General features: G+C 71.0%; 14 protein-coding genes. 2 read left to right on the forward strand and 12 right to left on the reverse strand.

Annotated elements, in window-relative coordinates:
• Positions 1-66 precede the first annotated feature (66 nt).
• Entirely contained in the window at positions 67-1,170 is a 1,104-nt protein-coding gene (locus tag ACZ7L4_RS10095) for a Gfo/Idh/MocA family protein (protein WP_472101250.1), read from the forward strand.
• 61 nt (positions 1,171-1,231) lie between these two features.
• Here ACZ7L4_RS10095 and ACZ7L4_RS10100 read toward each other — a convergent pair whose 3' ends face one another.
• From ACZ7L4_RS10100 to ACZ7L4_RS10110, 3 genes are read right to left on the reverse strand one after another with little or no spacing between them, the layout of a single operon-like run.
• Entirely contained in the window at positions 1,232-2,044 is an 813-nt protein-coding gene (locus tag ACZ7L4_RS10100) for a carbohydrate ABC transporter permease (RefSeq protein WP_472101251.1), read from the reverse strand.
• Positions 2,041-3,006 carry a carbohydrate ABC transporter permease gene (locus tag ACZ7L4_RS10105; protein ID WP_472101252.1) on the reverse strand — a complete coding sequence of 322 codons (966 nt, stop codon included), beginning with the start codon at positions 3,004-3,006 and terminating at the stop codon, positions 2,041-2,043. Before ACZ7L4_RS10105 ends, ACZ7L4_RS10100 begins: the two co-directional genes overlap by 4 nt.
• Before the next feature lie 6 nt (positions 3,007-3,012).
• Positions 3,013-4,410: an ABC transporter substrate-binding protein gene (locus ACZ7L4_RS10110; RefSeq protein ID WP_472101253.1), complete on the reverse strand. Its 1,398-nt coding sequence runs from the start codon at positions 4,408-4,410 to the stop codon at positions 3,013-3,015.
• 135 nt (positions 4,411-4,545) lie between these two features.
• Here ACZ7L4_RS10110 and ACZ7L4_RS10115 point away from each other — a divergent pair, with 135 nt between their 5' ends.
• The gene (locus tag ACZ7L4_RS10115) at positions 4,546-5,274 is read left to right on the forward strand and encodes a GntR family transcriptional regulator (protein ID WP_472101254.1); all 729 of its coding nucleotides are present in this window, start codon (positions 4,546-4,548) and stop codon (positions 5,272-5,274) included.
• Positions 5,275-5,307: 33 nt separating this feature from the next.
• Here ACZ7L4_RS10115 and ACZ7L4_RS10120 read toward each other — a convergent pair whose 3' ends face one another.
• From ACZ7L4_RS10120 to otnK, 9 genes are all read right to left on the reverse strand, one after another.
• A complete protein-coding gene (locus ACZ7L4_RS10120; protein WP_472101255.1) occupies positions 5,308-6,330 on the reverse strand; it encodes a hypothetical protein in 1,023 nt (340 codons plus the stop codon).
• Positions 6,327-7,628 (reverse strand): family 4 glycosyl hydrolase, encoded by a 1,302-nt coding sequence (locus ACZ7L4_RS10125; protein WP_472101256.1) that lies wholly within the window; start codon positions 7,626-7,628, stop codon positions 6,327-6,329. The genes ACZ7L4_RS10120 and ACZ7L4_RS10125 overlap by 4 nt, the downstream gene beginning before the upstream one ends.
• A 44-nt stretch (positions 7,629-7,672) precedes the next feature.
• On the reverse strand, positions 7,673-8,467 hold the full coding sequence (locus ACZ7L4_RS10130; protein WP_472101257.1) for a 6-phosphogluconolactonase: 795 nt from the start codon (positions 8,465-8,467) through the stop codon (positions 7,673-7,675).
• A gap of 164 nt (positions 8,468-8,631) precedes the next feature.
• Entirely contained in the window at positions 8,632-9,396 is a 765-nt protein-coding gene (locus ACZ7L4_RS10135; RefSeq protein ID WP_472101258.1) for a FadR/GntR family transcriptional regulator, read from the reverse strand.
• 4 nt (positions 9,397-9,400) lie between these two features.
• Complete coding sequence (denD, locus tag ACZ7L4_RS10140) at positions 9,401-10,441, reverse strand: D-erythronate dehydrogenase (protein WP_472101259.1); 1,041 nt, start codon at positions 10,439-10,441, stop codon at positions 9,401-9,403.
• Positions 10,438-11,235, reverse strand: coding sequence for a 2-oxo-tetronate isomerase (gene otnI, locus ACZ7L4_RS10145; protein WP_472101260.1), 798 nt, complete (start codon positions 11,233-11,235; stop codon positions 10,438-10,440). The genes denD and otnI overlap by 4 nt, the downstream gene beginning before the upstream one ends.
• Positions 11,236-11,274: 39 nt before the next feature.
• A complete protein-coding gene (locus ACZ7L4_RS10150; protein WP_472101261.1) occupies positions 11,275-12,582 on the reverse strand; it encodes an MFS transporter in 1,308 nt (435 codons plus the stop codon).
• A 60-nt stretch (positions 12,583-12,642) separates the two neighbouring features.
• Complete coding sequence (locus ACZ7L4_RS10155; RefSeq protein WP_472101262.1) at positions 12,643-13,323, reverse strand: class II aldolase/adducin family protein; 681 nt, start codon at positions 13,321-13,323, stop codon at positions 12,643-12,645.
• Complete coding sequence (gene otnK / locus ACZ7L4_RS10160) at positions 13,320-14,615, reverse strand: 3-oxo-tetronate kinase (protein ID WP_472101263.1); 1,296 nt, start codon at positions 14,613-14,615, stop codon at positions 13,320-13,322. Before otnK ends, ACZ7L4_RS10155 begins: the two co-directional genes overlap by 4 nt.

The raw sequence follows: 14,615 nt of genomic DNA on the forward strand, positions 1-14,615 counted from the left end.
AGACACACCACCGCACGGATCCCACCCGACCCGATCAGACCCGACCCGACAGAAGGAACCGACGCGATGACACTCAAGATCGGAGTCCTGGGCCTCGGCAGCGTGTTCCAGGGCCCCTACTCCTCCTTGATCACCAAGCTCGGACACGAAGGACGCGTGCGGCTGGTGGCGGGCTACGACCCGGACCCGGCCAAGCGGGCGGCGGCCGTCGAACGGTTCGGCATCGACGCCTCGTTCGCGGGGCCGCAGGAGCTCATCGACCGCGCGGACCTCGACATCGTCCTCGTACTGACCAGCATGAACGAGCACGGGTCTCTCGCACGTGCGGCCCTGGAGGCGGGCAAGCACGTCCTCGTCGAGAAGCCGATGGCGACGTCGCTGGAAGAGGCCGCCGACCTGATGCGGTACGCGGCCACGGCACCGGGACGGCTGGTGTGCGCACCGCACGTCGCGCTCTCACCCACGTACCGCGAGATGCACCGGCGGGTGCGCGACGGCGAGATCGGCGACCTCCACCTGGCGCGGGCGCGGTACGGCTGGGCGGGCCCCTGGTGGGGCCGCTGGTTCTACGAGCAGGGCGGCGGCGCGCTGTTCGACCTCGGTGTCTACAACCTCACCAGCCTGTGCGGCTTCTTCGGTTCGGTGCGGCGGGTCACCGCCATGGTCGGCGTCGCCGTGCCGAAGCGGGAGGCGGAGGGCGAGAGCGTCACGGTCCGCTCCGACGACAACGCGCACATCGTCCTCGACTTCGGCGACGCCCGCTTCGCGTCCATCGCCACCGGCTTCACCCTGCAGAAGTACCGTTCCCCCGCGGTGGAGCTGTACGGCAGCGCTGGCACGATGCAGATGCTCGGCGACGACTGGGCGCCCGAGGGCTTCGAGCAGTGGACGAACGAGCGCGGCTCGTGGGAACTGGTCGGCGAGAGCGACCCCAACTGGCCCTGGACCGACGGCCTTCGCCACCTCGTCGACTGCGTCGACAACGACACCCGCACACTCACCCGCCCCGAGCACGCTTACCACGCCCTCGAGGTGATGCTGGCCGCCAAGCGCTCGGCGGAGGAGGGGCGGGTCGTCGAAGTCCACAGCGAGTTCCCGGACTTCGTGTACGAGGACGGGGAGACGTCGGCCCCGGCCGCCAGGGCCAAGCACGACCCGCGCTCGTCCTGACCGCGTACGACAGGTGCCCCGCGCTCACGTCGAGCGCGGGGCACCTGTCGTTGTGCGGCGGCTACTCGCGGACGGCCCCGGACAGGATGCCGCGGATGAAGTGGCGCTGGAAGAAGAGGTAGAGCAGGACGATCGGCAGGGAGATCAGTACCGCTGCCGCTGCCAGGAGGTTGGCCTGGACGCCGTACCGCGAGGAGAAAGCACCGAGGCCGAGCGTCATCGGCTGGCGGCCCGGATCGGTCATCATGATCAGGGACAGGAAGTAGTCGTTCCAGGTCCACATGAACGACAGGAGCACGAAGGTGATCACGGCGGGCCGGGCGATGGGCAGATGGACCCGCCACAGCTGCGCCCACGAGCCCGCCCCGTCCATCTCCGCCGACTCGGCGATCGCCCGCGGAACGCTCCGGAACGCGGCCCGCATCCAGAAGGCCCCGAAGCTCACACCCATGCCGACATGGATGAGGACGATGCCCTGATAGGTGTCGGTCAGGCCGTACGAGAAGAAGTCGTAGTACAGCGGCACCACGATCGTCTCCATCGGCACCATCAGACCGAGCAGGACCAGCGGGAACAGCCACTTCTCCGCGACGACTCCGAGGACCCCGAAGGCGTATCCGCTCAGGACCGCGAGGGCCGTCGAGACCACCACGACGCTGCCGCTGATGATCAGGCTGGACTTGAGGTAGTGGGCGAAGTCCGCCTGCGCCCAGGCGGTGGCGAAGTTCTCCCACCGCAGATCGCCGAGGTCGAGCGAACCGGTGGCGTTCGGGCTGAGCGCCACGCCGAGGACCCAGGTGACGGGGAAGAGCACACCGACGGCGATCACGAGCAGGACCGCGTAGTTGAAGAACTTTTCCTTCGTGGAAATCATCGGGACCTGTCCTCGGAGAGCCGGAGGATGGCCAGGGACACGGCCAGGGAGACAAGGGCGATCACGACACCGACGGCGGCTGCGGTGCCGATGTCGGGGTTGGCGAAGGCGCGTTCGTACAGGACGGTCGTCGGGGTCACCGTCGAGGTGCCGGGCCCACCGTGCGTGGTCAGCCAGACGATGTCGAAGACGCGGATGGCGCCCAGCGCGGTGAGCGTGAGCACGATGGCGAGGTGGGCGCGCAGGCCCGGCAGGGTGACGGTGAAGAACTCCCGGACAGGGCCGGCGCCGTCCACCCGCACCGCGTCGTACAGCTCGGTCGGGATCGCCTGCGTCCCCGCGACGAACAGGACGGTGCACAGGCCGAACGCGCCCCAGGTGCCGATGAGTCCCAGGGCGGGCAGCGCCCAGGTGTAGTCGCTGAGCCAGCCGCGGGCCAGGGCGTCGAGGCCGAAGGCGCGGAGCACCGAGTTGACCGGGCCCTGCGGGGCGTAGATCTGCTTCCACACGATCGCGGTGACGGCCGGCGTCATCACCTGCGGGAGGAAGATCACCCAGCGGAACACGGCGCTGCCGCGCACGTCCTTGCGCGAGGTGAGCGACGCGCTGACCAGACCGAGCAGGATCGGCAGGAACGAGAAGAAGACCAGGAAGACCAAGGTGTGCGCGATGGCCTGACGCAGCACCGGATCGTGCAGGAAGGCCGCGTAGTTGCTCAGCCCCGTCCAGCGGGCCGGGGTAACACCGTCCCAGTCGAAGAGGGACACGTAGCCGCCCTGGACGACCGGCACGAGCACCACAACCGCGTAGACGATCAAGGCGGGGGAGAGGTACAGGAGGCCGAGCCAGGGGCGGCGGCCGGAGGCGGCGCGGGCGGTCGTCCGCCGTCCGCCCGTGGCGCGGGAGACGGGGGCCGGGATGCCGTCCCGGAGTGCGGGGGAGCGCGTGTTGACGGTGGTCATCGTGGGTTACCTCGCCTTCTGTTCTTGTTGCTCGCGCAGTTCCTGCCGGAACTTCGCGTAGTCGTCCTGGCTGGCCCCGACGACCCCTGCGACCGACGTCTTGCGTGCGAAGAGGTCCTGCATGCGCCGGGTGATCGTGGTGACCAGCGTCGGGCTTGCCCAGTCCAGGTACGGGACGGCGTTGTCGTCCTTCGCGACCTGCGCCACGTTGGCCACCTCGTCGGCGGTGAGCTTCTCGTGGCCGGCCGGGAGGCGGGGTGTGGAGAGCATCGGCATCGCACCCACCTCGACGGCGATCTCGGCGGCCTTCGGGCTCGCCATGAAGTTCAGGAACGCGGCGGCCGCGTCCGGGTACCGCGACTTGGAGCTGATGGAGAAGTTGGAGGCGGCCGACATCGTGGCCACCGGTGCCCGGCCGTCGGCCCGCGGCAGCACGAACGAGCCGAACTTGTCGCCGTCTCCCGGCTTGGTGGGGAGGGTGCCCGAGTACTCGAAGCGGAAGAGTCCGTTTCCGTCGAGGAACGAGTCCATCGCGTCCGCGTAGGCGGTCCCGGCGAAGCTCTTGGGGAAGTATCCGCGGCCCGCCCACTTCTTGTAGAGGGCGACCGCCTTCGCGAAACCGGTTTCCCTGATGTGCACGTCACCCTGCGAGTACGTGAAGTCGGCGATCTTCCGCTGGTCGCCGAGCGCGTCGGTCAGGGCGAACAGGCCGGACAGGACGCCGTTGCCCTCGACGTTGCCGAGCGAGAGCGGGGTGATGCCGGCCGCCTTCGCCTTGGCGAGTGTCTTCTCGAACTCTCCGAAGGTGTGCGGTATTTCGGCGCCCAGCTTCTTGAGGAGTGCCCGGTTGTAGTACACCTCGATGATCGAGCCTCGGGTGACGGGGGTGCCGAACAGCGAGCCGGTGCCCATCTGCCGTCCGTCGGGAGAGAACGCGTGCTCGCGCTGGATCGACTGCGGGAACGCCTTCTTCCAGCTGTAGGCGTCCGCGTACCGGTCCAGATTGAGGACGAGGTTGCCGCGGACCAGGGTGCCCAGGGATGCCCAGCCGTTGTTGGCGGGGACGATGTCCGGAGGGCTGCCCGAACGCAGTTTCAGCGGCAGGGACTTCATGATGTCGTCGAAGCTCTGCGCGCTCTCGGTGACTTCGATCTTCGGATACCGCTTCTCGAACTCCTTGACGACGCCCTTCATCCACGCCTTGTCGGGGCCGCCGCCGAAGTAGTCGAGGACGTGGATGTGGGCCCGGCCGATCGCTCGAGGGCCGATGGCCACGGGACCTCCCGCCTTCGTGTCGGCTCTGACCCCGCTCGACATACCGGGCACGCACGCGGAGAGCAGCGAGGTGGCCAGGAGAGGGGCGGCGAGGATGCGGATCAACGGTGGTCGCCTGCGTATGCGCACGGCGCCTCCTGTCGCTGAGGGGCGTGGGAGTGTGAGGTGCGGCGAGCTTAGGAGTGGGCAGACCAGTTAGTCCAGTGGTTGGTACGCTGGTAATTACCGGGATCCGAGCACCAGTTGGTGGAGGGGACGGGCCGCATGGCCGATCAGGACGTGGCGAGTGGAGCCGCTGCCGAACAGACCTACCGCAAGCTCGACGACGCGCTGCGCCGGGGCACGTACCCGCCCGGCGGCCGGCTGCCCGGCGAGCGCGATCTGGCGGTCGGGCTCGGGGTGAGCCGCTCCACGCTGCGCCACGCGCTCGGGCGGCTCGCCGCCGACGGACGGCTCGAACGGTCCGCGCAGCGGGGCTGGTTCGTGCCGCGCGAGGCGGTCGGTGAACCGCCGAGCACGCTGCAGACGTTCTCCGAGATGGCGCGGGCGCGCGGGCTCACCCCGCAGGCGCGGATCCTGACCCAGAAGGCGCGCCCGGCCGCCTTCGAGGAGGCGGAACGACTGCGGATCGCACCTGCCGCCCGGGTCGTCGAGCTGCGCCGGCTGCGGTCCATGGACGGAGTGCCGATCTGCGTCGACCACAGCGTCGTCGCCCATGCGGAGGCGCTGGCCTCGTACGACATGACGGACCGGTCGCTCTATGAGGTACTGGAGGCGGAGTGCGGTCTCGCCGTGGCGCGCAGCGCGTACACGGTGAGCGCCGACGCCGCGGACGAGGAGACGGCGGCCCTGCTCGACGTGGAGCCGGGCGTGCCGGTGCTGATCGGCGACGAGGTGGCGTACACCGCCGACGAGATGCCGGTGCTGACCGGGCGGGCGGTGTTCCGCAGCGACGCGTACCGGTTCCAGGCGGACCTGTTCCGGCCGGTGTGAGGGGCGGCCCGAACCGGGGGCGGCCCCGGCGCCTCACGTACTGAAGAACGTCGTCGGTGGGAGCGTCGATGCCAGGCGGGACACGAGCCCGTTCGTGATCGGCACCGCGTTCTCGCCCAGTGCGTCGAGGGCCGCGCCCGCCACCGGGGGCAGCTCCGTGCGGTGCGGCAGGGCGTCCGGGACGTGCGCGTCCAGGGCGTCGAGCAGCGGCCCGGTGACGGGCGAGTCCTCGGCCATCAGGACCGAACCGGACAGGACCACGTCGACCTTGGTGCCGCTGTCCGCGAGACCCGTCGCGCGCGCCGCGACGCCCGCGTACATCGCAAGGCGTCGCGCCTCCTCGCGCACGATGGCCCCGGCCACCGTGTCCCCCGCGGCGGCGGCCGCCGTGATCACACGGGCGGCCCGGGGCCGGGCCGTCGAGGGTGCCGGGTTCTCGCGCCGCGTGAACCAGTGATTGAGTTCCTCGATGCCCGGCTGTCCGTAGAACTCCAGGAGCGCCCCGGTCAGGGCGGTGGGCGGCCCCAGACCGAGGCCCGCGAGCTGGACCGCCTTGAGGGCCTCGTGGACCAGGCCCGACGCGCCCATGGCGTGCTGCACGCGAAAGCCCAGGTCCCACTCCGCGCCCGAGGGCCCGCGCGCGGCGATCGCGGCAGCCGTGCCGGACTGGATCGCGATCCCCACCCCGGACGGCGCCCCGCAACGGATCGACGCGTACCCGTCGTTGAGGATCGAGCGCCTGCGCAACGTCGGGTAGTGGTCGTCGAGTACGCCCTCCCAGAACGTGCGGTCCTCCGGCCAGTCCACTCCGGCCAGCCGGAACGCCCCGGCCGCGATCGAGGCGCGGCCCGCTCCGGCCGCGGCCAGTGCGTCCCCGATCGCCGAGGTGACCTCGCGCACCGCGTCGGCCGGGGTGGGCGCCCCGTAGATGTCGCCGCAGCCGGCCCGCCCCGCGCCGACGACGTCGCCGGAGGGCAGGCACAGCAGGGCGACCGTCTTGCTGTTTCCGGCGTCGACGCCCAGGTGGAGCCCGCCGCCGTATCCCTCTGGGCTCAAGGCAGCAGCCGCCCGGGCAGCCATGCGCGCTGCGCCACGGCCATCTCGTCGTACAGCGCCTCGGCGACCGGCAGCGAGGGGACCAGCGGGTTCGCGGCCATCGCCCGGACCGCGTCGTCGCGGCCGCCGTCCCAGGCGGCCTTGGCGGCGAGGATCTGGTACTCGGCGAGGGCCTGCGTGATGCCGCGCACCGAGTGCGGCAGCGGGCGCTGCTCCTCGGGGTGGAAGCCCTTGGCGTCGACCGTGCCCCAGACCTCGACGACCGTGGACTCGTCGAAGCCGGGCAGGAAGCCGCCGGTGTTGGGCACGTTGAACGGGAGGCGGGCGCCGGTGTCGTTGTAGAACGCGCTCATCGCGTCGATGGCGAGCTCCAGTTCGTGGATGCCGCCGCGCGAACGGGCGGGGTCGAGGGCCGGGGCGTCGGAGGCGGCCTGCTCGCGGTAGTGCGTCCAGTAGTCCGGCACCTGGGCCAGGATGTCCTCGGCGCGGGTCGTCGGTGCGTGCCGCAGTTCGCGCAGGCGGTCGTCGCGGAAGTAGTAGTAGAGGAAGTAGTCGGAGGGGACCGAGCCCATGGTGGCGGCGAGGTGCAGGGTGCGCCCCTCGTGCGTGTCCGCGGCCGGGGTGTCCTTCATCGCCTCCCAGCGCTCGCGCAGCAGCGGGATCGCGTCCTCGCCGTCGTACGTCGCCTCGGTGGACCAGCAGTTGTGATTGACCCCCGCCATCTTCGTGACGAGCCGCTCGGGGTCGAGTCCGGCGGCGCGGGCGACGACGGGCGGGAAGCACATCGGGCCCTCGCAGAACGAGACGACCGGGATGTCGCTGTACTCCGAGACGGCCTGGGAGACGATGTTGACCGGGTTGGTGTAGTTGAAGATCCGGGCGTGCGGGGCGACGGCGGCCAGGTCCTCGCACAGCCCGCGCATCACGTGGACCGAGCGCAGCGACATCATCATGCCGCCGGGTCCCTGCGTCTCCTGGCCGATGACGCCGTGCTTCAGCGGGATCCGCTCGTCGAGCGCGCGTGCCTCGAAACCGCCCGGCCGGAAGGAGGACAGGACGGCGTCGACGTCCGCCACGCCCGCCCGGCGGTCGGTGGTGGCCGTCACCGTGATGTCGAGGCCCTTGGCGCGGGCCATCTTCTCGGTGATCGTCTTCACGACCTCCAGGCGGTCCGGATCGAGGTCGACGAGCACGAATTCCGAGCCGTCGAAGTTCTCGCCCTGGTGCATGAACGAGGCCATCGTGCCGGGGGCGCGGGTGGAACCGCCGCCGAGATACGCGATCTTGATACGGGCCATGCCGGTGTCTCCTAGGGAGTGAGGCGTGCGGCGTGCTGGGCAGGTCAGAGGCCGTGTGCGGCGCTCGCGTCGAGGTACAGGCCGGGGCGGGCGCAGTCGCTGAGTACGGTGGCGGGCCAGTCCGGCTCGTACGTCCCGGCCGCCGCGAGCCGGCGCGCGGCCGATGCCTTGTCCGGGCCGTGGGCCACGAGGACGGTGCGGCGGGACTGCTCCCTGATCGTGCCGACGCCGACGGTCACGCCGTGCGTCGGCACGTCGTCGAGCCCTTCGAACGTCGGGAACGTGACGAGGTTGTCGCGGCGCGTCTGGTCCGAGAGCCGGGCCACATGCGTGTGGGCGTCGGCCGGGGTGCCGGGAGCGTTGAACGCGACGTGCCCGTCACCCGCGCCCGTGGCGAGGATGAACAGATCGATGCCGCCGAGCTGCGCGATGCGTTTGTCGTAGGCCCCGGGGTCGGCCGGGTCGGGCACCCACAGGCGGTCGGGCGTGATGCCTCGACTCCCGCTTCCCGCAGCGGAGTTGAGCGGTCCGGCGATCTCGTCTCGGCCGAACCGCAGGCAGGAGTGCGGGAGCCGCTGTCCGACGGGCCGGAACTCGCCCGGCCGGTCGGCCGCCACGACGTACTCGTCCATCATCACGATGGTCAGATGCCGCAGATCGAGGCCGCGCCGGGCGACCTCGTCGGCGAGCGCGCGATAGGTAGTGCGGGCGCTGCGCCCGCCCGGACAGCCGAGGACGTAGGGCAGGTCCGCACGGGCGGCCTCCTGGATGCCGTCGGCGACTTCCGTCGCGAGCGCGTGTCCGAGGGCGGACGGATCGGGGAAAACCGTGGGCAACACGCGCACCAGAGAGGCTCCTTCGCAGACCAGTTGCACCAGAGAAGGTAGCTGGGCCGTTCGGGGTACGGCAAGGGTGCGGGACGGGCGGCCGTCCCTCGGACATGAACAAGATCCCCCACGGCCTTCGGGAGGCCGTGGGGGATCAGTTGTTACGGGCTTCGGGCTCAGGCCCCCGCATCCAGATCGACGTCCACGTCCAGCCCCTCCGCCTCGTCCCAGAACTCCGGGTCCGCCTTCTGGAGGCGGGTCGCCGCGTGTTTCATGTGGCGGCGGGCCGCCGTCCGGGCCGCCTTCGGGTCGCCGGACTCGATCGCGGTCAGGATCGCCTGGTGCTCATGGCGGACCGCCTCGAAGAAGTCGTCGCGGCGGGCCTCGTTGGCGCGGGTGACGCGGATGCCGCCGCGGGAGACCTCGCCGAGGTAGTGGACCGTGGAGACCAGGACCGGGTTGCCGGTCGACTCGGCGATGGAGCGGTGGAAGGCGAGGTCCTCGTCCGTGCCGTCGCCGCCCGCCGCGACCGCCGTGTCGATCGCGGCAAGGGCCGCGCGCATCCGCACGATGTCTGCGGGCTGCGCGCGGGTCGCCGCGAGATGGGCGGCCTCGGACTCCATCGCGCGGCGGACCTCGACGATCTGGAGCACCTTCGCCAGCGTGCCGGGCGACTCGGCGTCGCCCTCCAGGTCCAGGGGACGGGTGCGGCGGGGCAGCACGAAGACGCCCCTGCCCTGGCGGGGCTCCACCAGGCCGGCGTTGCGCAGCCGCGAGACCGCCTCGCGGATCACCGTGCGGCTCACGCCGAGCTGCTTGACGAGCTCGACCTCGGTCGGCAGCTTGTCGCCCTCGGTGAGCCGCCCCGACTCGATCTCCTCGGTGAGCATCGCCGCGACGCGATCGGCGAGCCGCACGGGCCCGTCCACCTTGTTGAACATGACGTCAGTCTATCGACGCGGCCGCGGGGACCTCGGCGGTGACCGCGGCCGGGTGATCGGCGACGTACTGCCGGATCACCGACGCGAAGTCCGGGTCGGCGGACAGGCCGAGTGCCGCCGCGCGGGTGTTGTCGAAGGCGGCCGGCCACGAGCCGACGATCGCCTCCACGGACGCGTCCGGGGCCACCGTCACCAGGTCGGCCACCGCGTCGCCCGCCACCTCGCGCAGGGTGTCCAGCATGTCGGCGACCGTGACCGTCAGCGCGGGGAGGTTGACCGGGATGTTCCCGGTCAACTGGCCCTCCCGCGTGCCGCGTTCGGCCTGTGCCACCCGTAGGATGCCCTCGACCGTGCGGCGCGGCGAGGCCAGCGCCACCCGCGTGTCCGGGCTCACCGGGCACGTCGCCGGGAGGCCCGCGAGCGGCTCGCGGACCACGCCGGACAGGAAGCCCGAGGCGGCGGCGTTCGGCTTGCCGGGGCGCACCGACACCGTCATCAGGCGCGTGACACGGCCGTCCACGTACCCGCGGCGCGTGTACTCGGCGACCAGCTGCTCGCAGATCCGCTTCTGCACGCCGTAGCTGGACTGCGGCGTGGGCAGCGTCGACTCGCTGACCACGGGCGGCAGCGGGAGCGCCGCGTCGGAGCCGTAGACCGCGACGCTGCTGGCGAGTACGAGGCGGACCGAAGGCCCACCCGTCTCCGACTGGGCCCGGGCCGCCTCCAGGAGGGCGCGGGTCGTGTCCAGGTTCGCCGTCATGCCGAGGTCGAAGTCCGCCTCGCACTCCGCCGACACCGCGGCCGCGAGGTGGATGACGACGTCCACCGGCTCGGTTCCCGGGAACAGCTCCGTGAGGTGGTCCGTCAGGTCGCCCTGGACCACGTCCACCAGCGGGTCCGCCTTCAGCGGCGACTCGTCGGGCACGAACTTGTCCGCCAGCGTCAGGCGGTCGATGGGCACGCCGTCGAACGTGCGCCGCTCCAGCAGGGCCTCGGCGACCTGGCGGCCCAGGAAGCCGAAGCCGCCCGTGATGACGATCCTCATGAGTACTGCTCTCCTTGCATGTTCTTCAGCCAGCCGAGTCCCTCGCTCGTGCCGGCCCTGGGGTGGTACTCGCAGCCGATCCAGCCGTCGAAGCCCAACTCGTCCACGACGTCCATCAAATGACGGAGGTTCAGCTCGCCCGCGTCGGGCTCGTGGCGGTCGGGGACGCCCGCGATCTGCAGATGGCCCACGCGGCCCGTCGGTAGGTCGCGGCGGAGGGTGGCGGTGAGGTCGCCCTCGACGATCTGGCAGTGGTACAGGTCCAGTTGGACCTTCAGGTTGGCCGCGCCCACGTCCCGTACGACCTCGTGCGCGTCCGTCTGGTGGTTCAGGAAGTAGCCCGGCATGTCACGGGTGTTGATGGGCTCGATCAGGATGTCGATCCCGGCGGGCGCCGCCTGTTCGGTCGCGTACGCCAGATTGCTCAGGTACGTGTCCCGGCACGCGGACCGCGACACACCATCGGGCACCAGGCCCGCCATCATGTGCACGCGCGGGCTGCCGAGCGCGGCCGCGTACTCCAGGGCCCGGTCGACGCCCTCGCGGACCTCGGACTCGCGGCCCGGGAGCGCCGCGATGCCGCGCTCGCCGCCGTCCCAGTCGCCGGGCGGGGCGTTGAACAGGACCTGGCGCAGGCCGTGTTCGTCGAGGCGGGCGCGGAGTTTCCCGGTCCCGTACGCGTACGGGAAGAGGTACTCGACGGCCTCGAAGCCGTCCGCCGAGGCCGCGGCGAAGCGGTCCAGGAAGTCGTGCTCGGGGTACAGCATGGACAGGTTCGCCGCGAACCTCGGCATGGTGACTCCAATCGAGAGAAGGCCGGAGAGGTGGGTACGTCAGCGGTTGACGACGTCCTTCTTCGTCGTCAGGACCGCCGCCGCGCCGATGACGAGCGCGAGGGCCAGAACGTACATCGGGATCGCCGTCGAACCGGTCGCGTCCTTCAGCGCGCCGATCATGTACGGGCTGACGAAGCCGGCGAGGTTGCCGACCGAGTTGATCGCCGCGAGGCCCGCCGCGGCCGCCGTGCCGCCGAGGAAGGCGGTCGGCAGCGACCAGAACAGCGGGGCGCAGGTCAGCACGCCGGCCGCCGCGATCGACAGGGCGACGAGGGCCAGTGCGGTCGAACCGGTGAAGCTCGCCGCCATCGAGAAGCCGACGGCGCCCATCAGGGACGGGATCACCAGGTGCCAGCGGCGCTCGCGGCGCTTGTCGGCGGAGAACCCGAAGAGGTTCATGGCGATCAGCGCGGCCAGGTACGGGACGGCGCTCAGGACACCGATCGCGAGGCCGCCCTTGACGCCGGTGGACTCGACGAAGGTCGGCATCCAGAACGTCAGCGCGTACTGGCCCATCACGAAGCAGAAGTAGATGAGGCACATCAGCCACACCTTGCCGTTGCGGAAGGCGTCGAGGGCGCGGCCGTGCACGGTGTGGTGGGTGGCGTCGGCGGCGAGGGCGTTCTCGATGACGGTCTTCTCGTCGTCGGTCAGCCACTTGGCGTCGCGCACGCTGTTGTCGAGCCAGAACAGGCAGACGACACCGATGACGAGGGCGGGGATCGCCTCCACGACGAACAGCCACTGCCAGCCGCTCCAGCCCGCGGCGTCGTCGAAGACGTCCATGATCCAGCCGGAGAGCGGGTTGCCGAAGATGCCCGCGACGGGGATCGCCGACATGAACATCGCGATGACGCGGGCGCGGCGCTGGGACGGGAACCAGTACGTGCAGTAGAGGATCACGCCGGGGTAGAAGCCGGCCTCGGCGGCGCCGAGCAGGAAGCGGAGCACATAGAACGTCGCCTCGCTGTTGACGAAGGCGAACGCCGCGGACACCAGGCCCCAGCTGATCATGATGCGGGCGATCCAGGTGCGGGCGCCCACCTTCTGCATCAGCAGGTTCGAGGGGACCTCGAAGAAGAAGTAGCCGATGAAGAAGAGGCCGGCGCCGAGCCCGTAGGCCGCCTCGCTGAAGCCGAGGTCCGAGGACATCTGCAGCTTGGCGAAGCCCACGTTCACGCGGTCCAGGTAGGAGACCACGTAGCAGAGGATCAGGAAGGGGACGATGCGGCGGATCACCTTGCGGAACACGGCGTTCTCACGCGCGAGTTCGGGGGTGTCGGCCGTGGGGACGGTCGTGGACATGAGGGGCACTTCCTTGTGCGGCTCAGTGCTGCGGGAGCGGAGGGGGCAGGGGGAGGGGTGTCACCACGCCGCGCCGAAGGTGGCTCTCAGTTCGGCGATGGCGTCGTCGGGGAGGGGTGCGGGTTTGCGGTCGGTCGTCAGCCAGAGGCGGGCCGTCTCCTCGAGCTCTTCGAGGACGGCGAGCGCGGAGGCGGCGTCCGGGCCCCAGACCACGGGGCCGAGCCGGTCGAGCAGGACCGCGCGGATCGGAGTCCCTTGCCCGGCACGGGAGTTGATCCGCTCGGTCACCAGATCGGCGACGTGCGGGTCGCCGGGCCGGTGGTACGGGATGTGCGGGACGTGTCCCACCTTCATCACGTAGTACGGGGTGAGGGGTGGCAGCACGTCGTCCTGGTGCCACACACCGGCGAGGGTGAGCGCGACCAGGTGGGTGGAGTGGGTGTGGATCACGAAGCGGGCCGTGGGGTCGGCCTCGTAGATCCGGCGGTGGAGGGTCAGTGTCTTGCTGGCGCGGTCGCCCGCGACCTGCACACCACCGGCGTCGACGAGTGCGAGCCGCTCGGGCTTCAGGAAGCCGAGGGCCGCGTCGGTCGGGGTGATGAGGTGACCGAGTCCGTCGTCGAGCTTCGCGCTGATGTTGCCCGCGCTGGCGTGGACGTAGCCGCGGTCGAAGAGACTCGTGCCGACGCGGACGATCTCCGAACGCGCCGTGTCCACGGGGGACTTGGTGTCGAGTGTCACTGGTGCTCCCCCTGGCCGGGCTCGGCGAGCCTGTCGAAGGACGCGGTGAAGAAGTCCGGGCCGCCGAAGTTGCCCGACTTGAGGGTGATGTGCAGGGTGTCACCGTCGGCGAGCGGCGCCGCACACCACGGCACACCCGGATCGATCTGCGGGCCGATCCGCAGTCCTGTCAGGCCGAGCGCCTGCACGACGGCGCCTGAGGTCTCGCCACCGGCGACGACGAGCCGCCGCACCCCGCGCTCGACGAGGCCCTGGGCGATCCGCGCGAGCGTCCGCTCCACCAGCTCCCCGGCCTCGGCGGCCCCGAGCTGCCCCTGCACGTCGCGTACGGCGTCGGGGGACTCGGTCGAGTAGACGAGCACGGGTCCCTCGGACGACAGATGGGCGTCGGCGAAGGCGAGTGCCTCGGCGACCACGTCCTCGCCCGCCGCGATCCGCATCGGATCCACGCTGAAGCCGGGGCGGCCGGTGGCGAGGAACTCCCGCACCTGGCCGTTGGTCGCGGCGGACACCGAACCGGCGACGACCGCCGAGTGGCCGGTGGCGGCGGGGAGTTCGGCGGCCTCGGGGGACGGCACGATGCCCCAGTTCGCGGGCAGCCCGATGGCGAGGCCCGAACCGGCGGTGACCAGCGGCAGACCGGCGACCGCGGCGCCCAGGCGTACGAGGTCGTCGTTGGACACGGCGTCGACGACCGCGGCGCCGACACCCTCCTTGCGCAGCTCCTCGATCCGTGCCGCGACGGCCTCGGACCCGGCCGCGACGGCCTTGTGGTCGATGAGCCCGACGGGCCGGGCGGTCTGCGCGTCAAGGACCGACACCAAGTTGGAGTCGGTCATCGGGGTGAGCGGGTGGTGGCGCATGCTGCTCTCGCCGAGCAGCACGTCACCGACGAAGAGGTGTCCCTTGAAGACCGTGCGGCCGTTGTCCGGGAACGCGGGGGTCGCGACGGTGAAGTCGGTGCCGAGCGCGTCCATCAGCGCTTCGGTGACCGGGCCGATGTTGCCGGCCGGCGTCGAGTCGAACGTCGAGCAGTACTTGAAGTAGATCTGCTCGGCGCCCGCCGAGCGCAGCCACTCCAGGGCGCGCAGCGAGGAGTCGACGGCCTCGGCCGCCGGGACGGTCCTCGACTTGAGCGCGATGACGACCGCGTCGGCGTCCTGCGGTGTCTCGGTGTCCGGTGCGGGTACGTCGATCAGCTGGACCACGCGCATGCCGGCGCGCACCAGGTTGTTGGCCAGGTCGGTGGCGCCGGTGAAGTCGTCGGCGATGCATCCGAGACGGACGGGCAT

The sequence above is a fragment of the Streptomyces sp. NPDC107575 genome, from assembly GCF_055657265.1.